26 protein-coding genes and 1 tRNA gene are annotated in these 24,382 nt (G+C 62.4%); 9 read left to right on the top strand and 18 right to left on the bottom strand.

Translation table 11 applies throughout. The features are described from left to right. Positions 1 to 66: 66 nt before the first annotated feature. The 6 genes from C816_RS01370 to C816_RS01345 all read right to left on the bottom strand — a co-directional run bounded on the left by C816_RS01370 (position 67) and on the right by C816_RS01345 (position 5,131). Positions 67 to 142 (bottom strand) — tRNA-Gly (locus tag C816_RS01370). A 36-nt stretch (positions 143 to 178) separates the two neighbouring features. Then, positions 179 to 937, bottom strand: a complete 759-nt coding sequence (locus tag C816_RS01365; RefSeq protein WP_016320605.1) for a hypothetical protein — start codon at positions 935 to 937, stop codon at positions 179 to 181. Positions 938 to 965: 28 nt separating this feature from the next. After that, positions 966 to 1,562: a lactate utilization protein gene (locus C816_RS01360; RefSeq protein ID WP_016320604.1), complete on the bottom strand. Its 597-nt coding sequence runs from the start codon at positions 1,560 to 1,562 to the stop codon at positions 966 to 968. A gap of 37 nt (positions 1,563 to 1,599) precedes the next feature. After that, the gene (locus C816_RS01355; protein WP_016320603.1) at positions 1,600 to 2,457 is read right to left on the bottom strand and encodes a YitT family protein; all 858 of its coding nucleotides are present in this window, start codon (positions 2,455 to 2,457) and stop codon (positions 1,600 to 1,602) included. Between the two features lie 178 nt (positions 2,458 to 2,635). Next, complete coding sequence (locus tag C816_RS01350; protein ID WP_016320602.1) at positions 2,636 to 4,894, bottom strand: DNA gyrase/topoisomerase IV subunit A; 2,259 nt, start codon at positions 4,892 to 4,894, stop codon at positions 2,636 to 2,638. Positions 4,895 to 4,909: 15 nt separating this feature from the next. Further along, a complete protein-coding gene (locus tag C816_RS01345; protein ID WP_016320601.1) occupies positions 4,910 to 5,131 on the bottom strand; it encodes a helix-turn-helix domain-containing protein in 222 nt (73 codons plus the stop codon). Positions 5,132 to 5,245: 114 nt separating this feature from the next. Here C816_RS01345 and C816_RS01340 point away from each other — a divergent pair, with 114 nt between their 5' ends. Further along, complete coding sequence (locus C816_RS01340) at positions 5,246 to 5,488, top strand: hypothetical protein (protein WP_016320600.1); 243 nt, start codon at positions 5,246 to 5,248, stop codon at positions 5,486 to 5,488. Here the strand turns inward: C816_RS01340 and C816_RS24105 are convergent. From C816_RS24105 to C816_RS01320, 4 genes are all read right to left on the bottom strand, one after another. Beyond that, on the bottom strand, positions 5,483 to 5,866 hold the full coding sequence (locus tag C816_RS24105) for a transposase (RefSeq protein ID WP_016320599.1): 384 nt from the start codon (positions 5,864 to 5,866) through the stop codon (positions 5,483 to 5,485). The genes C816_RS01340 and C816_RS24105 overlap by 6 nt on opposite strands. Positions 5,867 to 6,157: 291 nt before the next feature. Then, positions 6,158 to 8,149 (bottom strand): DNA gyrase/topoisomerase IV subunit B, encoded by a 1,992-nt coding sequence (locus tag C816_RS01330; RefSeq protein ID WP_016320598.1) that lies wholly within the window; start codon positions 8,147 to 8,149, stop codon positions 6,158 to 6,160. 418 nt (positions 8,150 to 8,567) lie between these two features. Then, positions 8,568 to 8,987: a signal peptidase II gene (locus C816_RS21450; RefSeq protein ID WP_016320597.1), complete on the bottom strand. Its 420-nt coding sequence runs from the start codon at positions 8,985 to 8,987 to the stop codon at positions 8,568 to 8,570. Beyond that, positions 8,981 to 11,647 (bottom strand): translation factor GTPase family protein, encoded by a 2,667-nt coding sequence (locus C816_RS01320; protein ID WP_016320596.1) that lies wholly within the window; start codon positions 11,645 to 11,647, stop codon positions 8,981 to 8,983. Before C816_RS01320 ends, C816_RS21450 begins: the two co-directional genes overlap by 7 nt. Positions 11,648 to 11,935: 288 nt before the next feature. Here C816_RS01320 and C816_RS01315 point away from each other — a divergent pair, with 288 nt between their 5' ends. The 3 genes from C816_RS01315 (at position 11,936) to C816_RS01305 (ending at position 14,292) form a co-directional block, all read left to right on the top strand. Further along, positions 11,936 to 12,313: an SMI1/KNR4 family protein gene (locus C816_RS01315; RefSeq protein WP_040654518.1), complete on the top strand. Its 378-nt coding sequence runs from the start codon at positions 11,936 to 11,938 to the stop codon at positions 12,311 to 12,313. A gap of 219 nt (positions 12,314 to 12,532) precedes the next feature. After that, positions 12,533 to 13,324 (top strand): HAD family hydrolase, encoded by a 792-nt coding sequence (locus C816_RS01310; RefSeq protein ID WP_016320595.1) that lies wholly within the window; start codon positions 12,533 to 12,535, stop codon positions 13,322 to 13,324. 212 nt (positions 13,325 to 13,536) lie between these two features. Continuing rightward, positions 13,537 to 14,292, top strand: a complete 756-nt coding sequence (locus C816_RS01305) for an acyl-[acyl-carrier-protein] thioesterase (protein WP_016320594.1) — start codon at positions 13,537 to 13,539, stop codon at positions 14,290 to 14,292. Positions 14,293 to 14,575: 283 nt separating this feature from the next. Here C816_RS01305 and C816_RS01300 read toward each other — a convergent pair whose 3' ends face one another. The 4 genes from C816_RS01300 to C816_RS01285 form a co-directional block, all read right to left on the bottom strand. Continuing rightward, positions 14,576 to 15,184, bottom strand: a complete 609-nt coding sequence (locus tag C816_RS01300) for an MBL fold metallo-hydrolase (protein ID WP_016320593.1) — start codon at positions 15,182 to 15,184, stop codon at positions 14,576 to 14,578. Between the two features lie 59 nt (positions 15,185 to 15,243). After that, the gene (locus C816_RS01295; protein WP_016320592.1) at positions 15,244 to 16,176 is read right to left on the bottom strand and encodes a DUF4349 domain-containing protein; all 933 of its coding nucleotides are present in this window, start codon (positions 16,174 to 16,176) and stop codon (positions 15,244 to 15,246) included. Positions 16,177 to 16,288: 112 nt separating this feature from the next. Continuing rightward, entirely contained in the window at positions 16,289 to 16,966 is a 678-nt protein-coding gene (locus C816_RS01290) for a DUF5714 domain-containing protein (RefSeq protein WP_371254341.1), read from the bottom strand. Positions 16,967 to 17,254: 288 nt separating this feature from the next. After that, complete coding sequence (locus tag C816_RS01285; RefSeq protein WP_016320590.1) at positions 17,255 to 17,443, bottom strand: hypothetical protein; 189 nt, start codon at positions 17,441 to 17,443, stop codon at positions 17,255 to 17,257. 199 nt (positions 17,444 to 17,642) lie between these two features. On the opposite strand from C816_RS01285, the gene C816_RS01280 reads away from it, so the two are divergent. Further along, the gene (locus C816_RS01280) at positions 17,643 to 18,662 is read left to right on the top strand and encodes an alpha-hydroxy-acid oxidizing protein (RefSeq protein WP_016320589.1); all 1,020 of its coding nucleotides are present in this window, start codon (positions 17,643 to 17,645) and stop codon (positions 18,660 to 18,662) included. 49 nt (positions 18,663 to 18,711) lie between these two features. Here C816_RS01280 and C816_RS01275 read toward each other — a convergent pair whose 3' ends face one another. The 4 genes from C816_RS01275 to C816_RS01260 all read right to left on the bottom strand — a co-directional run bounded on the left by C816_RS01275 (position 18,712) and on the right by C816_RS01260 (position 21,538). After that, the gene (locus C816_RS01275) at positions 18,712 to 19,284 is read right to left on the bottom strand and encodes an ATP-binding cassette domain-containing protein (RefSeq protein ID WP_016320588.1); all 573 of its coding nucleotides are present in this window, start codon (positions 19,282 to 19,284) and stop codon (positions 18,712 to 18,714) included. Beyond that, positions 19,284 to 20,045, bottom strand: a complete 762-nt coding sequence (locus C816_RS01270; RefSeq protein ID WP_016320587.1) for an ABC transporter permease — start codon at positions 20,043 to 20,045, stop codon at positions 19,284 to 19,286. Before C816_RS01270 ends, C816_RS01275 begins: the two co-directional genes overlap by 1 nt. Beyond that, positions 20,035 to 21,081, bottom strand: a complete 1,047-nt coding sequence (locus C816_RS01265) for an ABC transporter substrate-binding protein (RefSeq protein ID WP_016320586.1) — start codon at positions 21,079 to 21,081, stop codon at positions 20,035 to 20,037. Before C816_RS01265 ends, C816_RS01270 begins: the two co-directional genes overlap by 11 nt. A 199-nt stretch (positions 21,082 to 21,280) precedes the next feature. After that, positions 21,281 to 21,538: a TM1266 family iron-only hydrogenase system putative regulator gene (locus tag C816_RS01260; protein ID WP_016320585.1), complete on the bottom strand. Its 258-nt coding sequence runs from the start codon at positions 21,536 to 21,538 to the stop codon at positions 21,281 to 21,283. Between the two features lie 354 nt (positions 21,539 to 21,892). On the opposite strand from C816_RS01260, the gene C816_RS01255 reads away from it, so the two are divergent. From C816_RS01255 to C816_RS24100, 4 genes are all read left to right on the top strand, one after another. Continuing rightward, entirely contained in the window at positions 21,893 to 22,510 is a 618-nt protein-coding gene (locus tag C816_RS01255) for a CatA-like O-acetyltransferase, family 2 (RefSeq protein WP_016320584.1), read from the top strand. A 76-nt stretch (positions 22,511 to 22,586) separates the two neighbouring features. Further along, positions 22,587 to 23,018, top strand: a complete 432-nt coding sequence (locus tag C816_RS01250) for a GNAT family N-acetyltransferase (protein ID WP_016320583.1) — start codon at positions 22,587 to 22,589, stop codon at positions 23,016 to 23,018. A gap of 63 nt (positions 23,019 to 23,081) precedes the next feature. Then, positions 23,082 to 23,495 carry an EamA family transporter gene (locus tag C816_RS01245; protein WP_016320582.1) on the top strand — a complete coding sequence of 138 codons (414 nt, stop codon included), beginning with the start codon at positions 23,082 to 23,084 and terminating at the stop codon, positions 23,493 to 23,495. 63 nt (positions 23,496 to 23,558) lie between these two features. Then, complete coding sequence (locus tag C816_RS24100) at positions 23,559 to 24,380, top strand: SMI1/KNR4 family protein (RefSeq protein ID WP_016320581.1); 822 nt, start codon at positions 23,559 to 23,561, stop codon at positions 24,378 to 24,380. The last annotated feature ends 2 nt before the right edge of the window (positions 24,381 to 24,382 follow it).

The following is a 24,382-nucleotide window of genomic DNA, read 5'->3' as shown; positions in this document are numbered from 1 at the left end:
CGGAGGTATCGAGTTCGCCTTCTACCAAAAAAGCAGGACATCCAAACCGGATGTCCTGTTTCACTCTGGAGCGGGCAACGAGGCTCGAACTCGCTACCTCCACCTTGGCAAGGTGGCGCTCTACCAGATGAGCTATGCCCGCGAACAAAGAGTATTATAACAGCCCCCTCCCTCTTTGTCAACCCTCCAGACCAATTTTTTCTTCATTTTCCACAGATTCCTCCGGCGGCTCCTCCCCCGGCTCTCCCTCCAGCTCCGCCTGACCGTCTACAGGCTCCGTCTCCTCCGGGGGCACCTCCTGGTCCAGAAGAAACTCGATCAGCCCCACCGGGCCGCCGGCAGGATAGTAGAGCACCGGCCACATAGGCCGCTCCAGCAGGCCCCGCTCCTCCCGCACCCGGGCCAGAGCCTCCTCCACCTGGGTCTGGCCGTTCTCCGGGCTCCAGTAGCCAACCCGCACCGCCAGCTCCGTCCGTTCCTCGGTGAGAGCCGTATCCAGCAGGGCGTACAGCGCCTCCGGGCTGGTGGCGTTTACCACCGCCTGAATCTGCTCCAGCGTCCGGCGGTAGCTGATCTGGAGCTCCACCTCGTAGTAGCCCCGCTGGGCCTGGCTGGAGGAGGTGATATACTCCACCGCGTAGGCCCCCATGGGCGTCTCCTGCTGGACCTCCACCGTGGCACGCTCCAGCAGGTCCGCCGCCTGGAGCTTGTTGTCCACGTTATAGAGCCGCAGCGTGGCCGTCTCCGTGTGCTGGCCGATGAGGATCAGAAGGTCGTTGACAATGTCCTGATAGTTCTCCGCCCGCAGAGTGCCGGCGGCCTCGCTCTCCCAGAACTTGCTGCTGTGAGGCTCCACGGTGCTGTACTCCCGCTCCAGCAGGGGGGCGCAGCCCGCCAGCAGACACAGCGCCATCAGCAGTACGCAGCACTTTTTCACAGGCCGTCCCCCCCCTCTCATTTTTCGGTTACAGTCCCAGGTCCTCGTCCACCAGCAGGACCTCCGCCTCCATGCCCATCATGGGGCCCCACAGCGTCACCAGTCCCCGGCAGATGCGCTCCGGGCTCCTGCAGTCGTAGCAGCGCTCGCCCTTGACGGCGCAGGGGGTCTTTTTCCCCAGCCGCTGGGCGTTTTTGGGCGAGGCGATGTTCCGGGCCCGCCACAGGGCCTCGTCACAGGTGGGAACCAGCTTGCTGCGGCCGATGACGAAATACACCTTCTCATGGCCGAACAGCGTGGCCGCAACCCGGTTGCCGATGCCGTCGATATTGATGATCTCCCCGCTCTCCGCCAGAGCGTTGGCGGAGGTGAGGTACACGTCCGTGAACATGGCCTCCCGGCGGGCCGGCGCCGCCTCCTGCTTCCAGTGCCACACCACGGTGTTGTGCTTTCCCAGGGCGTCATACAGCCCCAGCTGATCCAGGGTCAGCGAACCGCCGAAGCCCACGGTTCTGCCGTCAATGGCCTGATCCAGATAAGCGGCGGCCTCCGCCCCGGTGCCGAACACCCGCACGGCGTAGCCCCGGGCCTCCAGATTCCTCTTTACAGTGTCAAATGTTCCCATAGCGCGCTCCCCTCTCAAAGTATGTAATGGATGACCGTCAGATCTCGTCCTGGCGGTACTTGCCGAAGCCCTCGCCCAGCACATCCCGGGCGTCGCAGACGATGAGGAAGGCCCCCTGGTCCAGCTCGTGGACCTGCCGCTTGATGTCCACAATCTCCCGCTGCTTGAAGGCCACCAGCAGCACCCGCTTCTCGTCCCCGGTGTAGCCTCCCTCACCCTGGAGGATGGTGACGCCCCGGCCCTGACGGTCCATCAGCGTCCTGGTGATCTCCTGCCACTTGTCTGAGATGATATAGGCCACCTTGGAGCTGTCCAGGCCGTAGAGCACGGTGTCCGTCACCTGGCTGGAGACGAACATGGCCACCGCGCCGTACAGCGCCGCCTCCAGGCGGCCGAAGGCGACGGCCACCAGCACCAGGGCCGCCAGGTCCGGTACCAGCACCAGCTTGCCCAAAGGCAGCCAGGGAAATTTCAGCTTTAAGAGGCGGCCGATGATGTCCGTGCCGCCGGTTGTGGCCCCCTGGGAGAACACCATGCCCAGGCCCAGCCCCATCAGCGCACCGCCGCAGAGGGAGGCCAGCATGGGGTCCATGGCGGAAAAATTTCCCAGCCGCGTAAAGGCGTCCATGGCGGCGGAGGTGACGAACATGGAGAACAACGACGAGGCCAGCAGATGGAATCCCAGCAGCTTCCAGCCCACCAGAAAGATGGGCACATTCAGTACAAATACAATCACGCCCACGGAGATCTGGGGCAGGAACACATTGATGACCTGACCCAGGCCGGTCATGCCGGCCATGCCCACTTGGTTGGTCTCAAAAAATGCGCTGAACGCCAGGGAAAACAGCAGAGATCCCGCAAAGGTGATTCCATAGATCCGCAGAAATTTTTTCATTCAATCCTCCTGAGAGCCGATCTCAAAATAGAATCGCAGACCGCGCCGCCGGATTTTCGCCTGACGAGGCGTTTTTTTGCAGGCAGACCGCCCGCCCGGCAGAAAAACAGCCCGCAAGGCGGAAAAGACGCGGGCAGGATGCGTGCGAATTATTGGGGATTCGGCTCTAAATATCCCGTTAATTCATCTCCTCATCCAAAAGCCCGATCTGCTTTTCCTCACTGTCCTCCTGCCGCAGCAATGCCCCGGCGGCGGGGACAGCCCGCACCCGGTAGCGGCTCTGATTGGAAATCCCCGTCTCCTCCAGAGGCTTCACCGCCTCCAGGCGGTATTTGGGCTTCAGGTTCATCACCGCCACGCCCTGGGTGGAGCGGGTGGTCTTGGGGGCCAGCAGGGCCGTGTGGAAGATCAGGCACCGGGGCTCCGTGGAGTACACCGCCATCTCCAGATCCTCGTCCACACGGCAGATACAGCAAAGGGGCGACTTGTCGGAGTAGGCCCCGGTGAGCTTGCGGCGGTTGGAGGTGGTCTTGTAGGCGGTCAGGTCCACCCGGGCGGCCTTGCCGTTTTCAAAGAAGAACAGCAGCGCCCCGGCGTAGTCCGCCCCGGGCAGCACGGCGTAGACCACGCTCTCTCCCTGGTCCATGCCAAGCTTGGAGGGCAGGTAGTCCCCCAGGACGCTGGCCTTGGAATCGTCGAACTCACTGAGACGGGTCTTGTAGACCTGGCACTGGTTGGTAAAGAACATGATCTCCGCGCCGGAGGTGGCCTCGAAGCTCTGGCGGAGGCCGTCGCCCTCCTTGAACTTCTGCTCGCCGCTCATCCGCAGGCTCTGGGGGGTGATCTTCTTGAAGTACCCCTCCCGGGAGAGGAAGAGGTGGACGGGGTATTCTTCCACCTGCTCCGTCTCGTCGTAGACCGCGATCTCGTGGCCGTAGACAATGGAGGTGCGGCGGGGCTCGCCGTACTTCTTTGCCGCTGCGCTCAGCTCCTCCACAATGATTTTCTTCACCCGCCTGGGGTTGTTCAGGATGTCCTCCAGGTCCTCGATCTCGTCCTGGAGGGCGGCGGTCTCGTTGACCCGCTTTAAGATATACTCCTTGTTGATGTTGCGGAGCTTGATCTCCGCCACGTACTCCGCCTGAATCTGGTCAATGCCGAAGCCGATCATCAGGTTGGGGATGACCTCGGCCTCCTCCTCCGTCTCCCGGATGATCTTGATGGCCTTGTCGATGTCCAGCAAAATGCGCTTGAGGCCCTTGAGAAGGTGCAGCTTGTCCCTGCGCTTTTGCAGCACGAAGTACACCCGCCGCCGGACGGAGTCGGTGCGCCAGGCGGTCCACTCCTCCAGAATCCGCCGGACCCCCAGGACCCGGGGCTGCCCGGCGATGAGCACGTTGAAGTTGCAGGAGAAGGAGTCCTCCAGGGGCGTCTGGCGGTAGAGCTTGGCCATGAGCTTATCCGGGTCCGTGCCCCGTTTCAGGTCGATGGCCAGCTTGAGGCCGGAGAGGTCCGTCTCGTCCCGCATGTCGGCGATCTCCCTGGCCTTTCCGCCCTTGATGAGCTCCGCCACCTTGTCGATAATGGCCTCGGTGGTGGTGGAGTAGGGGATCTCGTAGATCTCAATGAGGTTCTCCTCTTTGACATAGCGGTACCTGGCCCGGACCTTCACGCTGCCCCGGCCGGTGTTGTAGATCTCGTTCAGGGCCGCCGGGTCGCAGATCAGCTCGCCGCCGGTGGGGAAATCCGGGGCCAGGAGGGTCTCCGTCAGGTCGCAGTCCGGGTTTTTGAGGTAAGCTGCGGCGGTATCGCAGACCTCCTTCAAATTGAACCCGCAGAACTGGGAGGCCATGCCCACGGCAATGCCGGTGTTGGCGGACACCAGGATGTTGGGAAAGGTGGTGGGCAGCAGGGCCGGCTCCTTCATGGTGTTGTCATAGTTGTCCACAAAGTCCACGGTGTCGCTGTCAATGTCCTTGAAGATCTCCTGGCAGATGGGGGCCAGCTTCGCCTCGGTGTACCGGGGGGCGGCCCAGGACATATCCCGGGAGTAGCACTTGCCGAAGTTGCCCTTGGAGTCCACAAAGGGAGTCAGCAGGGCGCCGTAGCCCCGGGAGAGGCGCACCATGGTGTCGTAGATGGCGGCGTCGCCGTGGGGGTTGAGGCGCATGGTCTGGCCCACGATGTTGGCGGACTTGGTCCGGGCGCCGGTCAAAAGGCCCATCTTGTACATGGTGTAGAGGAGCTTGCGGTGGGAGGGCTTGAAGCCGTCGATCTCCGGAATGGCCCGGGAGACGATGACGCTCATGGCATAGGGCATATAGTTGGTCTCCAGGGTGTCGGTGATGGACTGCTCCACCACGGCGGCGTGGAGGCCCAGGACGTTGGGGTTTGTGACCTTGGGCTTGTTTTCGTTGGGTGTTTTCTTCTTCGGCATATGATTCTGATTCCTTTACTTGTTCACTTCGGGGTTGTCTGTGCGGCCCAGGAGGTAGTCTACGGAGCAGTCTAAATAATCCGCAATCAGTTCGAGATTCTGGGAGGCGATTTTTGAGGAGGGTTTTTCTCTCCATTTGCTGAACAGACTTTCAGAAATACCGGTTTCTTTTGCCAGCTTATACCCGGTAATCTTTCTCTCTTCTATAATTTTCAAAATTCTTTCCGAATGTTTCATAAAGGCATCCCCCATTTTATTTTAATAGGATGCGAGAAAAAATTCAAGTATAGTGTTGACTACATGAATTTTTTCTTGTATACTATACTCATCAACGCATCGGGAGGAACAGCTATGAACGAAACCTATGAATGGCTGTATGACCACTGCGCCCAGCCCTTGATCCAGGTGGAAAAAGAGGCCGATGAACTCAAGCAGGCGATCATCACCTGCAGCGGCCCGGACCGGCAGATCCTCCTGCGGGACCAGCTGGACAGCCTCTGCATGCTGTGGGGAAGCGATGCCTTCGCCCTGGGCCTGCAGCTGGGCCTGCGCCTGATGGCCGGCCAGCGGACCGGCGGACCGGAGGTCTCATAGGCCGCGCGCTTCCCCGCTATGGGACTTGGTCCAAATCCATTTCAGGGGGTTGTTCTGGATGTATTGGCGGGTGATCTGCAGATCTTCGTCATTTCGGATGATGTGGTCATAGTAACCGATTTGCCACAATTTTTTCTCAGAGGGCCTTCTCAAAATCCGATATTGCCGGTCCGTATATGACTTCATGGCACCAATGATATTTTGTAGGGGGCGGGCTCTGTCCCGCCCCGTCTCACTGGTCCCATCCACATCTGCCGTCATGGCCAAAAGCAAATGCACATGGTCCGGCATAATACAATAGGTATCAATTTCCACCCCGGTATACCGCTGCAAAATCCCGAGAATTGATTCCTCCACCACCTGGCCGATGGGTGTCAAAACAGTAACAGGAGAACAGCAGGCAGGTCCGGAAGGCGGGGCGGGACAGAGCCCGCCCCTACATGGACGGCCGACAAAATATCCTGGCCCCGCACAGCTGTGCAGACCGTTACAAAATAATGCCCCGGTTTGCCGCAATCATATCCGCGCAGGCGCATCGGTTTTCTTCCCGGCAGATCTCTCATGAAATATCCGCTTCCTCAAATCATCTCTGTCACCCGGCTCAAAAGCGCGATCCCACACGGAAGACCCACCGCAAAGGCGAAACCCCCCATGCGGCCCCATCCTCCCTTACGAGATGTCCGCCATCTCCAGATACTTATACCCGTTCTCCGCGATGTGGTCCTTCCGGCCCTGGAGATTGTCCCCCAGCAGCAGGTCGAACACCGCCGCCGTCCGCTCCACGTCCTCCGGCATCACCCGGATCAGCCGCCGGGTCTCCGGGTTCATGGTGGTCAGCCACATCATATCCGGCTCGTTCTCACCCAGGCCCTTGGAGCGGTCGATCTTGTATTTCTTCCCCTCCAGCTCCTTGACGATGTCGCTCTTCTCCTTGTCGGAGTAGGCAAACCAGGTCTTCTCCCCGCAGTTGATCTCAAAGAGAGGCGTCTCCGCGATATACACGTACCCCTCCCGGATCAGCGTGGGCGTCAGGCGGTAGAGCATGGTCAGCACCAGCGTGCGGATCTGGAAGCCGTCCACGTCGCCGTCGGTGCAGATCACCACCTTGCTCCAGCGCAGGTTATTGAGGTCGAAGGAGGACACGTCCTTCACGTGCTTGTTCTGCACCTCCACGCCGCATCCCAAGACCTTGATGAGGTCCGTGATGATCTCGCTTTTGAAGATGCGGGCATAGTCCGCCTTGAGGCAGTTCAGGATTTTGCCCCGGATGGGCATGATACCTTGGTACTCCGAGTCCCGGGCCTGCTTCACGCTGCCCAATGCGCTGTCACCCTCCACAATGTAGATCTCCCGGCGCTCCACGTCCTTGGTGCGGCAGTCCACGAACTTCTGCACCCGGTTGGCGATGTCGATGGAACCGGAGAGCTTCTTCTTGATGTTCAGCCGGGCCTCCTCGGCCTTCTCCCGGCTGCGCTTGTTCAGGAGCACCTGTCCTGCGATCTTCTCTGCGTCAAAGGGGTTTTCGATGAAATAGATCTCCAGGTTGGACCGCAGGAACTCCGTCATGGCCTCCTGGACGAACTTGTTGGTGATGGCCTTTTTCGTCTGGTTTTCGTAGCTGGTCTGGGTGGAGAAGTTGTTGGAGACCAGCACCAGGCAGTCCTCCACGTCCGCCCAGGTGATCCTGCTCTCGTTCTTCTGGTACTTCCCCTGGTCCCGCAGGTACTTGTCCACGGCGGAGACGAAGGCGGATTTGCTGGCCTTCTCGGGGCTGCCGCCGTGCTCCAGCCAGCTGGAGTTGTGGTAGTGCTCCACCACGTTGACCTTGTTGGAAAAGCAGACAGCCGTGCTGAGCTTCACCTTGTACTCCGGCTTGTCCGCCCGGTCCCGGCCCCGCTTCTCCGCCTGCCAGAAGACGGGGGCCGTCAGGGCCCCCTCCCCGGCCAGCTCCGCCACATAGTCGGAGATGCCGTTTTCATACAGGAACTCCGTCTCATCAAAGCCCTCCGCCGTCTCGTCCCGGAAGAGGAAGCGGATGCCGGCGTTCACCACCGCCTGGCGCTTCATCACGCCGGCAAAGTACTCCGCCGGAATGGCGATGTCCGTGAACACGTCCAGGTCCGGCAGCCAGCGGGTGCGGGTGCCGGTCTTTTTGCTCTGATTTTTGGGCAGGGGCTTTTTCCCCAGCTCCCCCACAATCTCGCCCCGCTCAAAGTGGAGGCTGTACTCAAAGCCGTCCCGCCAGACGGTGACGTCCATGTACTTCGAGGCGTACTGGGTGGCGCAGGAGCCCAGGCCGTTGAGCCCCAGGGAGAACTCGTAGTTGTCCCCGCCCTCGTTGTCGTACTTGCCGCCGGCGTACAGCTCGCAGAACACCAGCTCCCAGTTGTACCGCTGCTCCTTCTCGTTCCAGTCCACCGGGCAGCCCCGGCCGGCGTCCTCCACCTCCACGCTGTGGTCAGCGTACCGGGTGACGGTGATAGACGTACCGTGGCCCTCCCGGGCCTCGTCGATGGAGTTGGACAAAATCTCAAATACCGCGTGCTCGCAGCCGTCCAGGCCGTCGGAGCCGAAAATGACGCCGGGCCGCTTCCGAACCCGGTCCGCGCCCTTGAGGGACGAAATACTCTCATTGCCGTAATCCTGTTTTTTCGATGCCATAGGCCCTCCAAAAAAGGGCGTTGTCCGCCCTGAAAATACCAGTATCTGGAACAGCAGTCCCCGCGCCCGTCAAAAGCCGTCTCGCGAGCCGCCCCGCCGGAGGCGAAAAAAGGGTCGAAATCCGGCAGAACCGCCATTTCTGGTTATTATATCACAGTTTTTCCGCGGGTTCAAGTATTCCCGCAGCCGGAGTCTGCTTTTCCCGCCCTTTCCCGGAAAAGATTTTCTTTTTTCGAGAAAATGTTCTTACGCAAATCTTTTCATAACAGGCCTGTCACCCGGCAAAATGCCTGCCGCCATTGGGTTTTGCACATTTTCCACAGAGTTTTCCACACCATTATGTCAACCTCGTAATCACGAAAAAATCCACCGCCCGGGATGCTCCCGGCATACCTGCTGCCGGACGGAGCGGGCCTGCCTACCGGCGGCGGCGGCCCAGCAGCAGCCCCGCCGCTCCCAGGAAAAGGACCAGATCCGCCAGATTGTAGACATACCGCCCCAGAGGTCCCGGGGCCTTGGGGAATCGGAGGTAGTCGTACACCCGGCCATGCCGCAGCCGCTCCCACAGGTTGCTGAGCCCGCCGCCCAGAATCAGACCCGCCGCCGCGGGGGCCCGCTTCCGGCAGCGGAGCACCGCCGCCAGCGCCAGCGCGGAAAGGGCCGCCAGCGTGCCGCGCCCGACGGGCAGGCCGAAGGCCCCGCCGCCGTTCCACAAAGCCGTCAGGCGGACCCGCCCGCCCCAGTGGACAGTCTCCCGGCGGCCGGGGCGGCAGAGAGCCCGCCGGGCCGCCGTACAGGCAAACAGCACGGCGGCGGCGATCCAGATGGTGGTCAGCATGGCGGCTCCTCCTTTTTTCCGGCGTTTTGGGCCCGCTCCATGGCGGAGCGCACCGCGCCGGTCCTGATCTTTTGGTTGTTGCGGCCCAGGGCGGCGGCAATCTGCCCCTGGACCCGTTCCATCTCCTCGCGGAAGCTGGAGGCGGACAGCCGCAGGGCCCCGTGACCCAGGATAATCAGCTGCTCCGGCCCGTCGGAGGTGGCCACCTTTACCCGGTGCTTCCGCCCGATCTCGTAGGTAGCCCGCTCAATATAGGCGTCCGCCGTCTCCGCCTCTTTAGTATATACCACGTGGATGTTGTGGTACTTCTCCACAGAGCCCAGGCCGCCTTTGACCTTGTAGGCGTCAAACACCGCGATAACCCGGCACTTCTGATAGCCCTGGTAGTTGCACAGCAGGTCGCACAGGTGCTTCCGGGCGGCGTCCAGGTTGTCCCGGGCGAGGTCCTTCAGCTCGTCCCAGGCGAAGATGATATTGTAGCCGTCCACCAGCAGGTACTCCGGCCCGCTGTCCCGCTCGGGCACGGTCCGCCGCTCCGCCTGCTCCGCCGCGGGAGTTCGCCGGGACTCCTTGGGCGGGAGGAAGGCCCTGCGCTTCACCGGACCGTAGGTCCGTTCGAAGATGGCCTGGAGCTCCTTGTCCTGCTCGATGGTTCCGGCATAGTCCATGCTCTGCCGGGCGCGCTGGACCTCCTCCGTCCGCTCCTTTGGCGGATCAAGCCGGACGCCGCTGTCCAGGTGGGCGCAGGCGGGCACCTCATGCCAGGGCACCGCGTACCCGCCGCCGTGGGCGCAGAATACGGAGTCCGGCGTGTTCTCCACGTCCCGCTCCGGATCGTAGCCGGCGGACGCGATCACCGCCTCTGCCTCTCCGCAGGGGCGGTATCCCCCGGGAAAGCAGGACAGCCTCCCCAGCCCCCGTGTGTAGGCCGCCGCCTCTCTGGCGTAATCCCCCATGGCCGCAACGGGGGCGGACCCGGTGAGGACGGTCTCCTCCCCCGCCGTCTCCGGCGGGGCGGTCTCGCCGTTCATCCGCTGGATGTCGCTGATGGCCCGGCCCGCCTGGGAGCTGGGCAGCTCCAGGCGGAAGTCGTACCAGGGCTCCAGCAGCACGCTCTCCGCCTGCATCAGGCCCTGGCGCACCGCCCGGTAGGTGGCCTGGCGGAAGTCCCCGCCCTCGGTGTGCTTCTCATGGGCCCGGCCGGTGAGGAGGGTGATCTTCATGTCCGTGATGGGAGACCCGGTGAGCACGCCCAGGTGCTCCTTTTCCGCAAGATGCGTCAGAATCAGCCTCTGCCAGTTCAGGTCCAGCACGTCCGTGGGGCAGGCGGAGGCGAACACAAGCCCGCTGCCCGGGGCTCCGGGCTCCAGCAGCAGGTGGACCTCGGCGTAGTGCCGCAGGGGCTCAAAGTGGCCGATGCCCACCGCCGGGGCGGCGATGGTCTCCCGATAGCGGATGGACCCGCTGCCGAAGGAGACCTCCATGCCAAACCGCTCCCGCACCAGGCGCTGGAGGACCTCCAGCTGCACCTCGCCCATCAGCTGGACCCGGATCTCGCCGTCACTCCAGACGATGTGGAGCTGAGGGTCCTCCTCCTCCAGCTGCCGCAGCCTCCCCAGAGCCGTGTGGGGGTCCGTGCCGTCCTCCAAAATCACACGGTAGGCCAGCACCGGCTCCAGCACCGGCCCGGCCCAGGCGTCCTCAAAGCCCAGGCCGTCCCCGGGGCGGGTGCGGCTCAGTCCCGTGACCGCCGCCACGGCGCCCGCCGGGGCCTCCTCCACGGAACGGAACTTGGCGCCGGAGTAGATCCGGATCTGGTCCGCCTTCTCCGACCAGATCCGCTCCTCCGCCATGCCGGGGCGGCGGTTGGTGAGGAGGTCCTTCACCCGCAGCGTTCCGCCAGTGACCTTGAGGTAGGTCAGCCGGGTCCCCTGGCTGTCCCGGGCGATTTTGAATACCCGGGCGCCGAATTCCGGCGGGTAGTCCGGCAACGGGGCGTACCGCTCCAGCGCCGCCAGAAATTCGTCCACGCCCTCCAGCTTCAAGGCGGAGCCGAAGAGACAGGGGAACAGCTTCCGCTCCCGGATCAGCCGCGTCAGCTCCGCCTCCGGCACCGCTCCGGTCTCCAGATAGCGCTCCAGAACGGCCTCGTCACAGACGGCGGCCTCCTCCGCCAAATCCTCCGGCGGCAGGGAGAAGTCCGTACAGCCGCTGTCCAGCTTCCCCTTCAGGTCCGCCAGAAGGGCCGCCCGGTCCGCCCCGGCCAGGTCCATCTTGTTGACAAACAAAAACACCGGAACCCCGTACCGCTCCAGCAGCCGCCAGAGGGTCCGGGTGTGGGCCTGCACGCCGTCGGCGCCGCTGACGACCAGAACGGCGCAGTCCAGCACCCGCAGCACCCGCTCCGCCTCGGCGGAGAAGTCCACGTGGCCCGGGGTGTCCAGCAAGGTGACCTCCACGGTCTCCAGCGGCAGCACCGCCTGCTTGGAGAAGATGGTGATTCCCCGCTGACGCTCCATGGCGTCCGTGTCCAAAAAGGCGTCCCCGTGGTCCACTCTTCCCAGCTTCCGGATGGAGCCGCCCCGGTAGAGCAGGGCCTCGGACAGCGTGGTCTTGCCCGCGTCCACATGGGCCAGGATTCCCGCCGTCAGCTTTCTCATACCGGCCCTCCTCTTCTGTAAAATCAGGTATAATCGGTTTATTATACTATTGATTCCCGTGGGGCGCAAGCGGAAAAGCAGGAGGGGACGTGTCCGGCCGAGATTTTGGTTTTGTCCCTGTTCCGTTGGATGCCGCCGGCCAAAGTTCCGCCGATTTCAGGGAAACGAGTTGAACAGGATTCGCGCCTATGCTATAGTCAGCCCGGCAAATTGGAATTGGAGTGATGGACCGCTATTGATTTTGAGGCATTTGAGAAAACCGTTCAAACGGCAAAAGCAAAAAATCCTTTGCTTTTTGAATTGGAGCATGACCGGATTCCAACGGCGGAAGAAGCGGTGGCTTTCCAAAGACAATATCAAATTGTCTTACCGGAAAAATACATACAGTTTCTCTTGCATTTTGGCGGCGGCTATTTTGGGTACGCAAATATCTATTCTTTAGACAAAAACAGCTGTTTTTTTATTCTCAATCACAACCCAGCCATCAGAAAAGATCTGCTTTTCATGGCGGACAACGGATGCGGGGACTATTATGCTTTCCGCATGGAAGGCGGCAGGTGCAAAGAGGAAATCGTTTTTTGTGACCACGAGAATCACACCGTACAAGATACGGATTTTTCCGATGTTTTGGAATATCTCGCAAAAACAGGATTGGGTCTTGTTTGAAAATCCGCGGCGTCAATTTACATCTATCGGGCGGTGATCCGCAATGGAGAACCGCCCGCCCGTATATTTTGACGGCGGGGCGGATCTCCGGCGTTTGACGGCACGAATCTTGAAAAAAGTGCACAAAACCGGAAAAATTTCTGTCAATTGCACAGTGGAAACAGAGCGGAGTTTGTGGTATGGTTAAATGCGGTAATATTGGAAAAGAGGTCTTGCTCCATGGTCAAGCTCATCGCCAGCGACATCGACGGCACCCTGCTCTCCTACGGGGAGACAGCCCTGCCTTCCGCCCTGTTCGGCCTGATCCGCCGCCTGCGCTCCGCCGGAGTGCTGTTCTGTCCCGCCTCCGGGCGGCAGTACCACTCCCTGCGCCAGCTGTTCGCCCCGGCGGCGGACGAGGTCTGCTTCCTCTGTGAGAACGGCGCCGTGGTCTTCGGTCCCGGCACAGAGGAGACGGCCCCCGTCCTCTCCAAAACCCCCATGCCCCGGCAGGAGGCCCTGGACCTGACCCGGGACATCATGGCCCTGCCGGAGTCCCACGCCCTGGTCTCCGGCCAGAACATCTCCTACCTTCCCCGCTGGCCGGAGCAGCTGGTCCGGGACTTCCGGAGCTGGACCGGCAATCTGGTCCAGCCGGTGGAGTGGGCGGAGGACATCCGGGAGGACATTATCAAGGTCTCCGCCTGCTGTCCCAGTCCCGCCGCCGCCGCGGAGGCCCTGGGCCGGCGATGGGGAGAGCGGTTCCACATGGCGGAGGCAGGGCCCATCTGGCTGGACTTCACCCTCTCGGACAAGGGCACGGGCCTGCGGGGGTTGTGCCGTTCCCTGGGCGTGGAGGCGGCGGAGGCCATGGCCTTCGGTGACAACTGGAACGATGTGCCCATGCTGGAGGCCGCCGGCATCCCCTGGCTGATGGCCTCCGCCGCCCCCGCTCTTCGGGAGCGCTTCCCCCGGCAGTGCGCCGACGTGCTCACCGTACTGGAAGAGCTTCTGTCGGAGCTGGGCGCGTGAGGGCGGAACAAATTTCCAGTGGGGAGTGTCCTCATCGCAGATTTTATGCATAGGCCGGGCTCTGTCCCTGCAAAGCCGCAGCCGCAAAATTAAAATCGCGGATGATGAAATGTGCGGCTGGGCGCTTCCATTTCCAGGGCCCGGTTGTAAAATTGCGGAATTTGTGGTATGATGCACCTATCAACAAACGAGAAAAGGAAGTCTGAACCACCGTGGATTCTTTCAAGACCAAGCTGATGGAAAACGGCTATTTCCGCCAGGAAGAGCTGACCTTTGCCGACTGTGACCGGAACAAAAATGCCCGGGTCTCCGCTCTGCTGCGCAAGGCGGCCAACTACGCCGGCTACGACTACGACGCCCGGGGCCTGACCCACGAGAGGCTGCTGGAGATGCGGGAGGCGTTTCTCCTCTCCCGCCTGGCGGTGAAGATCCACCGCTGCCCTCGGGCCCGGGAGGTGCTGGACATCACCACCTGGGAAAACGGCGTCAAGGGGGCACATATGCAGCGTGTGTACGAGATGGCGGACCAGGAGGGGCGGCTGTGCGCCTCCATCCGCAGCGACTGGATTCTGGTGGACCCGGTGACGCGGAAGATCCTGCGCCCCGGCTCCTTCACCGCCAAGCCCCTGACCGTCTGCCCCAAAGAGATCGACTGCCCGGAGCCCCGGAAGATCGTCCTGCCCCGGGAGGGGACGGAGGAACTGGGCGTCCGGCGCATCCGCTGGTCCGATTTGGACGGCAACGGCCACGTATATAGCGCCAACTACGGGGACATCGTGTGGGACTGCCTGCCGGAGGACCTCCAGGAGCGCATTCCCCGGGAGTTCTACATCAATTACAGCAAGGAGGCTACCCTGGGGGAGGAGCTGCGGCTCCTGGGCCTGCGGGAGGGAGAGACCTGCCGCGTGGAGGGCCTGGGCCCCGAGGGGGCCTGCTTTACAGCTCTTTGCGTATTTGGACCCGTATAAAAAAGAGGAGCGGCCCGGCTTTGTGCCGGGCCGCTCCAGGCTGTGGGGAAAGTCCGCAAGGACTTTCCCCACAGCCTGCTGATGTCTCGATTTTCCAATCGCACGGCAATTGGAAAATCTGTCGCTTCGCTCCGCAAACGTCTGCGAAGCAGCCGTTTACAGACATTTGATCCCATACGAGGCGGGCGCCGCCCCCTCGTGCTCCTCCTTTAATCCGTGGCCTTTTTGACCGTTTTTCGGCAGCCCGAGCGCCCCGGCAACGCCGGGCCGCCCTTCTTTGGCGTCATACAAATTGGGGCACCCAAACGCCGGGCTCCGGCAGGGGCAGCTCCAGGGAGGGCCCCTCCAGACGGCGGACCTGCTCCGGCCGCCACAGGGAGAGGAAATCCTCCACCCCGCCCACGTTGGGCAGGCCGTAGGGGGCATGGCGGTAGTGCATGGGGACGACCCACCTGGGGGCCAGGGCCTCGCAGACCCGCTTCGCCCCGGCGGCGTCTACGGTGTAGGTGCCGCCCACGGGGACCATCACCAGATCCACGGGGCCGATGGCCTCGACCTGCTCCGCCGAGAGCTGGTGTCCCAGGTCCCCCAGATGGGCCGCGGACACGCCGCCGGCGGAGAAGACCCGAATGGTGTTCTCCCCCCGCGCCGCGCCGCCCTGATCGTCGTGGAATGCGGGGACCTCCCGGACGGCAAAGGGGCACTCCCGGGCGGGCAGCTGCTCCACCCGGTCCACGGCGTTGTGGTCAAAGTGCTGATGGCTGCAAAAGACCTGGTGCGCGGCGGCGCGCAGGGGCGGGTAGCCCTCCACGCCGGTATAGGGGTCCAGCAAAATGGTATAGCCGTCCCGCTCCAGCAAAAAGCAGGCGTGGCCCAGCCAGGTAAGCTTCATGGCAAGTCCTCCTTGTAAATCAATTGAGAGAGGCGGGCGCTCCGCCTCTCTCAATTTTATCAGGTTTTCGGCACCGTGTCATCCGTTTTTTCCCGCCCGGGCAGGGTGGAGCCGCGCTTCCGCCGCAGGACGGCAATCACGGCGGCGACGATCACCGCCAGCACCAGCAGCCACATCCAGATATACGCCAGGCCCACCACCAGGTTCTCCACACCGGAGGCGAAGGCCGCCCCGCCGGCGGTGAAAGCGGCGCTCATCCGGGCGCCAAAGCTGTTTGGGGCCTCCTCCATGCTGGAGAGCTTGTAGACCTCCTGGAGATTGACGCTGACGGTGGCGTAGTCCACCAGGGCGTCGTAATGGCGCAGGGTGCCGGAGAGGCTCTCGATCTGGTACTCCGTCTCGGAGATGGCGGACTCGATGGTGATGATGTCCTCCATGGCCTCCGCCCGGCTGAGGAGCTCCTGGAGCCGCTCCAGCTTGATCTGCTGGGTTTTCAGGCGGCCCTCCGTATCGTAATAGGCCTCCGTCACGTTCTCGGCTCTCTCGGAGCGCCAGGTCAGGCTGCACAGCGCTCCGGCCCGGGAGAGGAATTCGTCATAGTTCTTCGCAGGGACGCGGATGGTGTAGTCCGCCCAGCGGTAGCCGCTGCCGCCGGTGCGCAGTGAGCTGTTCTCATAATAGCCCCCCATCTCCTTCGTCAGGCGGCCCAGGCCCTCCACGGCCTCGTCAAAGGCGGTGGTCTCCATCTCCAGATTGGCGGTGCGGATCATCTTGGCGTCCCGCAGGACGTCCTCATCCGCCCCGCCCGCAGAGACGGACTCCCCCGTAAAGCCGTACTCCGTGCCGCCGCTGTCCTCCGCGGCCGCCGGAGCCATGTCCGCGGCGGCGGAGTTCTTGCTCCCGCTGCTTCCCCCGGCACTGCCGCCGCAGGCGGTGAGCAGGGACAACACCAATACTGTGGCCAGGAATATGCCTCCAATGCGCTTTTTCATGCTGTAGACCTCCCTTGCTTCTCTTTTCCGCTCTTCCATACGCGCTCTTACCTATATAGACGGAATCGGATGAAAAAAGTTTCGGCCTTTCATAACTTTTTCCATGCGCCTCTCAGCGATTCGCCCTAGAGAACGGGCACCGCTTTCCAACACACTGGCGGTTTCCGGCCGCATAGCCGCACACGATCTCAGACCGCTCCATTTTGACGCCGAAATGCTCCTCCACAAAATCCACCGCCTCCAGAACCGCCAAAAAGGAATCCCGCTTACAGCACCGGGGCCCGCCAATCTCCCCGATCTTCCCCAGCGCCCGGGCCGTCATCCGGTGGGACAGGGCAAAGGGCTCCTCCGCCAGGGGCGTGGACCCGGAGATAATGGATACAAACATCCCTGTACTGAGTCCCGCCCCGCAGGCCCCCCAGAATCCGCAGGCCCCGCCGGGGACGCTCTTCCCCCGGCGCACCATCTCGGCCAGGGCGGCGGGAAGATCGATCCCGCCGCCGGCGTTCCGATACGCCGTCAGAAGGGCGGCACCCACCATCACGTGGTGCTCCGGTCCGTGCATATGGCAGAAGGGCTGGTCCATCATCCTCTGGAGGACGGCGGCGGGGTCCCTGGAGGTCTCCGCCGCACAGAGGCCGGTGATGGCGTCCAGCCCGCTCATGTGGCACTCGTTGCAGACGTAGTGCCCGCTCAGGCACCGGGTCTTGCTGTTCTCCCGCCTGCCGCAAACGGCGCACTCCATTAGCGTGTCCGCCGCAAGATACTCCAGCGGCGCCTTACAGATCAAACACTCTTCCGGCATCATTGGCCTCCCATCCGCCACCGCAGGCGGCTTTTCTCCGTACCGCCCGCCGGCGCGCAGCGATACGGCTCTCTTATCCAGTCTACCATAGACGCGGCCTCGATTCAATTCCGGCAGGATCAGCCGCCGCAGGAGAGACTTTTTGCCTCCCTTTTCAGATTGGTGTTTCTCAACGCCATCTGGCAAAATGATTCGTCAAAATATCTAAAGCGAGCAGTTACCCTATACAGACATGTAACTGCTCGATAAAATTACGATTTTCGATTTGGATATTCACGATAAAATACTTGCAATAATAGCAATCGTGCAAACCAATAATACTCCCACACTGAATACGGCAATCACTTTTTTAACCTGTTTATCCCCTTTTACTGCCGTATCTATTTTATCTGAAAATAAGGCACAGACAATGGCAGCTATCATTAACAACACTGACATTAACAATACAGAAAGTTTTTCCATATCTCCCTCCGCAACTTTCGATTTGCTGAGCTGATTATAGCACACAGTTATCACTGCATCAACCTGGTTTTGTAGAAACTGACAAAGTGATACTTCGGCAACACTTTTCTCAAAAGGGACCTTTTTGTTCTCCGCTTGCCTTTTTTTCGAAAAGCGGGTAAAATGGATTCCATAATTTACTGTTTGGAGGGAAACTACAATGACCTATCAGGAAGTCCTGGCGGCCAGCCGCACCTGCATGGGGCCCTACTGCAAATCCTGCCCCGTCTGCAACGGCCTGGCCTGCAAAAACACCATGCCCGGCCCCGGGGCCAAGGGCCTGGGCACCGGCGCCATCCGCAACTACCAGAAGTGGCAGGAGCTGTGCGTCAACATGGACACCATCTGCGAAAACGCGCCCGTGGACACCAGCTGCGAGCTGTTCGGGCGCAGGCTGGTCCTGCCCGTGTTCGCGGCCCCCGTGGGGGCGGTGACCATGCACTATGGCGACAAGTACAACGACCTGGAGTACAACGAGATCCTGGTCCCCGCCTGCGCGGAGGCCGGCATCGCCGCCTTCACCGGCGACGGGCAGAACCACGACGTCATGCGCTCTGCGGCGGAGGTGCTGGCGAAATGCGGCGGCTGCGGCGTGCCCACCGTCAAGCCCTGGAACATGGAGCTGGTAAAGGAGAAGCTGGAGCTTGTGAAGGCGGCGAACCCCATCGCCGTGGCCATGGACATCGACGCGGCGGGCCTGCCTTTCCTCCAGAAGATGGAGCCCCCCGCCGGCCGGAAGACCGTGGAGGAGCTGCGGCAGATCGCCGCCTGGGCGGAGCGGCCCTTCATCCTAAAGGGCATTATGACCGTGGCCGGGGCGAAAAAGGCGTTGGAGGCCGGGGCCAGCGCCATCGTGGTGTCCAACCACGGCGGCCGGGTGCTGGACCAGTGCCCCGCCACCGCCGAGGTCCTGCCCGCCATCGCGGACGCCGTGGGCGGGAAGATGACCGTCCTGGTGGACGGCGGCATCCGCTCCGGCATGGACGTGTTCAAGGCCCTGGCCCTGGGAGCCGACGGCGTGCTGATCTGCCGCCCCTTCGTGAACATGGTCTACGGCGGCGGCGCGGAGGGCGTCAGGCTCTACGTGGAAAAGCTCCGCTCGGAGCTGGCGGACACTATGTCCATGTGCGGGGCCCGCACGCTGGCGGACATCAGCCGGTCCATGCTCTTTGGCTATTGAGGCTCATACATCAAAAAGGAAGGGGGAGGCCGGCGCCTCCCCTTTCCTTTTAGGCCAGGCGGACGATCTGCGCCCCCAGGCCCGCCGCGTCCTCCTCGTCGTGGGTCACCAGCAGGACGGGCCGCTGCCCCCTGCGGCGGAGGATGCAGCTCCACGCCCGCTGCCGGGTCTCGCCGTCCAATCCGGCGAAGGGCTCGTCCAGGACCAAGGCGTCGCTCCGCGCCAGCAGGGCCCGGGCCAGCGCCAGCCGCCGCCGCATGCCGCCGGAAAACGCCCGGACGGACTTGCCGCCCACATCTCCCAGGCCCAGTTCCGTCAGCACGGCGGCGGCCCGGGCGCCGTCGTACTCCCGCCCCAGGATGAACCGCAGATTCCCGGCGGCGTCCAGCTGCTCCAGCAGCCGGTCCTCCTGGAACACCGCCGCCCAGCGGCAGCCCTCCGGGACGGACACCGTGCCGCTGTCCGCCGTCTCCAGGTCCAGCAGAATGCGCAGCAGCGTGGTCTTGCCGCAGCCGGAGGGGGCCATGACGCAGGTGACGCCGTCTCCCGCTGTGAACGTCACGTCCCGCAGCACCGATGCGCCGTTGTAGGACTTGCAAAGATGGTTGACCCGAATCTCCATCACGCCGCCGCCTTTCCCGCAACCGCGTCCACCAGTTTCAAAAAGAGCCGCTCAAAGACTGCCGACACCGCCACAACGGCGGCGGTCCAGGCGAAGAGGTCCGGCGTCTGGAAGTAGATTTTGGCGGTGTACAGCCGCTCCCCCATGGACCCGGCGGGCAGGCCGATGACCTCCGCCGCGATCCCCGCCTTCCAGCAAAGGCCCAGCCCCAGCGAGGCGGCGGAGCGGAAGTAGGGCAGCACCTGGGGGAGGTAGATTCCCCACAGCTGCCGGACAGGCGGCACGTGAAACACCCGGGCCATCTCCAGCAGCCTCCCGTCCGTCTGCCGGATGCCCTCCAGCAGGTTCAGGTACACCGTGGGGAACACCATCAAAAAGGCGATGAACACCGGCAGGCGGCGGCTGTCCAGCCACACCAGGGCCAGGATGATGAAGGAGGCCACCGGCGTGGCCTTCACCGCCGCCGTTGGGGGGGCCAGCAGCTCCTCCGCCAAGGGATACCGGGCCGCCAGCGCCGCCAGCGCCGCCGCTGTCAGGCAGGAGAGCAGAAAGCCCCCCAGGATGCGGCAGGCGGACCAGGCCACGGCGCGCCAGAAGGCGGCGGTGACCGCCAGCTCCCCCAGCCGCCAAAGGGAGGCGAGGGGCGAGGCCAGCAGCAGTCCCCCGTGGGGATAGGCCGCCGCCAGGGCCATGGCCCCCAGCTGCCACACCAGCAGCCAAAAAGCCACAGCCCGCAATCGGAGGCCGCTTTTACGCGCCATAGAAGAAGTCGTCCCTGGGAAGCGCTCCGCCCACGGCCTCCGGGGCCGCCTCAGAGAGGACCTGGAGATATCCGGAGAGCTTTTCATACATCTCCTGTCCTGTGAGGCAGACGATATTGCAGTGGGGCAGGGCCTGCTCCGCAATGGCGGCGCTCTCAATAATGCCGTATGCCGCGATCAGCTCCGCGGCCTCGGCGGGATTGCCGTTGACCCAGTCCACGCTCTGGGCGTAGTATTGGAGGAAGCCCTCCACGGTCTCCGGGTGCTCCTCTGCAAACGCCCGCCGGGCCACCGCCACGCCGGTGATCATGGCAGAGCCGTTGTCCAGAGCGTCCCACTCCGCCGTCAGGTCCAGAGCCACCCGGAGGTGTTCCAGCTTATTCTGGGCCGCGGTGACGAAGGGCTGGGGCAGCATGGCGACCGTCGCCGCCCCGGAGGCCAGGGCCGCCACGCACTCGCTGTGCTCGCTCTTCCAGTCGATGGTCACATCCTTGTCCGGGTCGACGCCGTTTTCGCTGAGGAGATACCGCAGGCCGTACTCCGGCGTGGAGCCCTTGCCGGCGGAGACAATGGTCTTGCCCGCAAGATCTGCCACGGACTGGATCTCATCCCCGTTTTCCACAATATAGAGCACGCCCAGGGTGTTGACGGCAAGACACACAACGCCGCCTTCCGTCTTGTTGTAGAGCACGGAGGCCAGGTTGGCCGGGACGCAGGCCACGTCCAAATCCCCCTTGATGAGAGCGGGGGTCACCTCGTCGGCGGAGCCCGCCAGTGTGAACGTCCAGTGCTCACCAATACCGGGCGTGGACATCAGATGGACTAGTCCCATGGCGGTGGGGCCCTTCAGGGCGGCGAACCGGGTCTGGACAGCTTCCGGGGGAGACGGAGGGTCGGTGGGAACCAGCTCCTGCGCATCGCCCTGCGGGGCCGTGGAGGACGTATCCGGAATGTCCGGCCTTTGGCCGCAGGCGGCCAGAGACAAAAGGAGCAGGATCGCCAGGGACAAGGACATAATTCTTTGATACAGTTTCATGATGAACGCCTCTTTTTCTGATTGTTGCCGAGGCCGCGCCCCGGCGTCTCGTCGGAGGAAATACCGCTTATGTTCCGCTCCTCTCCCCGTCCGGCCCGCTTACCCGCATGGGGCGCGCCGCATCCCTAAGCGGCAGAGCTGCCAGGGGCTGCGCAGCCGCCGGGCTCGCGCGGGGGCCCAAAAGGGCGGGCGCAGTCTTTTATTGCAGCGCCGCCTCCGGCGCGTACACCGTCTTGGCCGTCACGCCGGGGAGCCGCCCCAGCTTGCCGGACAGCGCCGAGATCACATCCGCCGGCGCGTCCATGGCAACGCTGATGACATTGACGCCTCTCGCCGGATAGGGTACGCCCATCCGTCCGATAATATGCTCTGCGTACTGGTGCAGCAGGCCGTTCAGCTCCGCCACGGCGCCGCCCTGGCGGACGATGACGGCGATCAAAGCCACCCGGGTCTCCATACAAGTCCCTCCTCTCCTGAAATCTAAAACACCCCTCCGCCGTTTGGCGGAGGGGTGTGGCATAACCTGACAGGACGCGGGAGCCCCCGCGCCACCTCTCTCCTCTTACAGCTCGGGTCTCATGCCTCGCTGCCAGAACGACAGAATGAATTTTACCGTCCGCCGGTCAGAAAACTTCCCGGGAACAAGAAAATAATACCACAAAACAGGGCGGAATGTCAAGCTCCCCCGCGCCCGCCAAACCCCGGGCCGGCCCGCGCAAAAGAGAGCGGGCCGGGGCCTCATCCTTGATTTGCGGGAACTTCCGTGGTACAATGCGGTACAATTTCCGATTTTTGAGAGGAGTGTTGAACAATGAGAGAGATCGATCCCGGCCAGACCGGCCGCGCCGAGGCGTTTGCCCTGTGGATGAACGCCCCCATGCCCATGGTGACGCTTTTCAAAACCCTGGACGTCACAAACCTGGCAAGGCTCAGCCGCAGGCGCGGCCGCAAATTCAACATGCTCATGTGCTGGTGCATCGGCGCGGCGGCCTTTCGGACAGAGGAGCTCTACCTGCTGCCGGCGGGGGACAAGCTGATCCAGTACGACCGCATCGCGGTGAACACCGTCGTTGCCGCTGGCGGCGGGATCAGCACCTGCGACATTCCCTTCTCCCAGGACCTGGAGCAGTTTGAGCGGGACTACCTGGCCCTCACCGAGCGGGTGCGCGGCACCGGCCGCCCCCACGACCTGGAGGACTATATGGTCATCGGCACCTCCGCCCTGGCCCAATACGACATAGACGGCGCGGTGAACATCTACGCCGGCGTTTACAACAACCCCTTCCTGATCTGGGGACGGTACCGGAAGAGGCTTTTGCGGACCGAGCTCCCCGTCTCCTTCCAGTTTCACCACACCCAGCTGGACGGCATCCCCGCGGCGCGGTTTCTGGAGCGCCTCCAGGCAGAGATCCGGGGACTGAAATTGTGAAATTTCCGCCTCCCCGCCTTGGCAGGGCATCCCCTGCGTGCTATAATCTTTTATCATATTTTCAGGAGGCGTACATATGCGGCAGATCAAACCCATCGAATACGGCTCGGCGGAGTACCTGGAGACGCTGGAGCTGCGGAACCGGGTCATGCGGATTCCCCTGGGCCTGGACATCCACAAGGAGGATTTCAGCTGCGAAAAGGAGTCCGCCGTCATCGGCGCCTTTGACGGCGGGCAGCTTCTGGGCGTCGGCGTCATGAGCCACAAGGAGGTATTCAAGGTGGAATATCTGTGCGTGGACTTCGCGCTCCAGGGCAGCGGCATCGGCGGGGAGCTGCTGGAGCGGATGGAGGCCATGGCGGCGGAGCAGGGCGGAAAGACCATGTACCTGGACGCCCGGGTGACGGCCCAGCCCTTCTATGCCCGCCGCGGCTATAAGACCACCAGCGAGGTCTTCATCATGGAGTGCGCCCCGGTGCCCCACGTGGCCATGGAAAAGCCTCTGTGACAGCGGGGCCCGCCCCGCGGCATCCGGCATCTGAACATATCTCGGAAGAAGGGAAGCGTTGCTATGTGGTTCATCCTGGCCCTTTTATCGGCGGTCTTCGCCGCCCTGACCTCTATCCTGGCAAAGGTGGGTATTGAGGGCGTGTCCTCCAACCTGGCCACCGCCATCCGCACCGTCGTGGTGCTGGTTATGGCCTGGGGCATGGTGTTTGTCACCAACGCCCAGGGCGGCATCACGGACATCAGCCGGAGGAGCTGGCTGTTTCTGATCCTCTCCGGTCTTGCCACCGGGGCCTCCTGGCTGTGCTACTACAAGGCCCTCCAGATCGGCGAGGCCTCCAAGGTGGTGCCTGTCGACAAGCTCAGCGTGGTCATCACGCTGGCGCTGGCCTTCGTCTTTCTCCACGAGAAATTCACCGCCAAATCCCTGGCCGGCTGTGTCCTCATCGGCGCGGGGACGCTGCTGATGGCGCTGTGAGCACAATATAAAAGCGGCGCTTTGCGTCGTCATTGGACGGCCAAAGCGGACGGAGGGCGAAAAATGAAAGAGGGATTTTACTTTTACAGGAAAAAGGTCTATTATGGCCGATATGATGAAACGCAGATGTGCGGGTATGCAAGCCTCTCCATCATCAAACCGGAGTTGATCCAGTCAGAACACCCGATCTGTGAAGACGACCGGGCGGTTCGTCTATGGGACAATCACAGGCTGCTGGAGCCGGAGTACGCGGATCTGCGGACTATGCTCTTAAAAATGAGCCTGTTCATGAACCTCAACACAGAGGAAACGGTCGATTTCTCCGCGGTTGAGGAAAAACTAGGCCGCCCTTTCCCCGAGGAATTAAAGCTGATCTATACAGCGATTCATCATCAGGAGGAATATTTTGCGGGCGCGGAGCGCTTTTTACCCCTGGATGAAATTTATGAAGAGCAGGGAATCCTCGTCTTCTTCAAAAAGAAGCGGGCGCCAATTGCCGGCTATGAGATCACAGGCGGGCGCCTTGCGCAATATTACAAACGGGAATGGAATATAGAGCGGAGCGGCTTTTCCTGTTATCAGTTCTGCGCAGGCAGAATGCTTACAATCGCTCTGGAAAACAAGCCCGTTTTTAAGAAGGGAAGATGCAAAGGAAGCTTTGTAACAACCCTCGATATTGAAAGGGAATTAGAGAGCTTCTGCAATGACCGCTATCACCTCTTACCGGAGTTCAACGCGTATGGAATTGCGGTGATGTATTCCGAGGAAACGCTCATCGCGTGGATACGAAGCAATGGATTTTATGCGGATATTCATGCCGGAGCCCTGGACGAGTCGCATTTGGACGCGCTTGGCAAACATCTGGGTCTAATTGCGTGGCAGTAAAA

The sequence above is a fragment of the Oscillibacter sp. 1-3 genome (assembly GCF_000403435.2).
Classification (GTDB): domain Bacteria; phylum Bacillota; class Clostridia; order Oscillospirales; family Oscillospiraceae; genus Oscillibacter.
The sequence above is the reverse complement of the archived record's forward strand: the minus strand, read 5'-3'. Positions and strand labels throughout refer to the sequence as shown.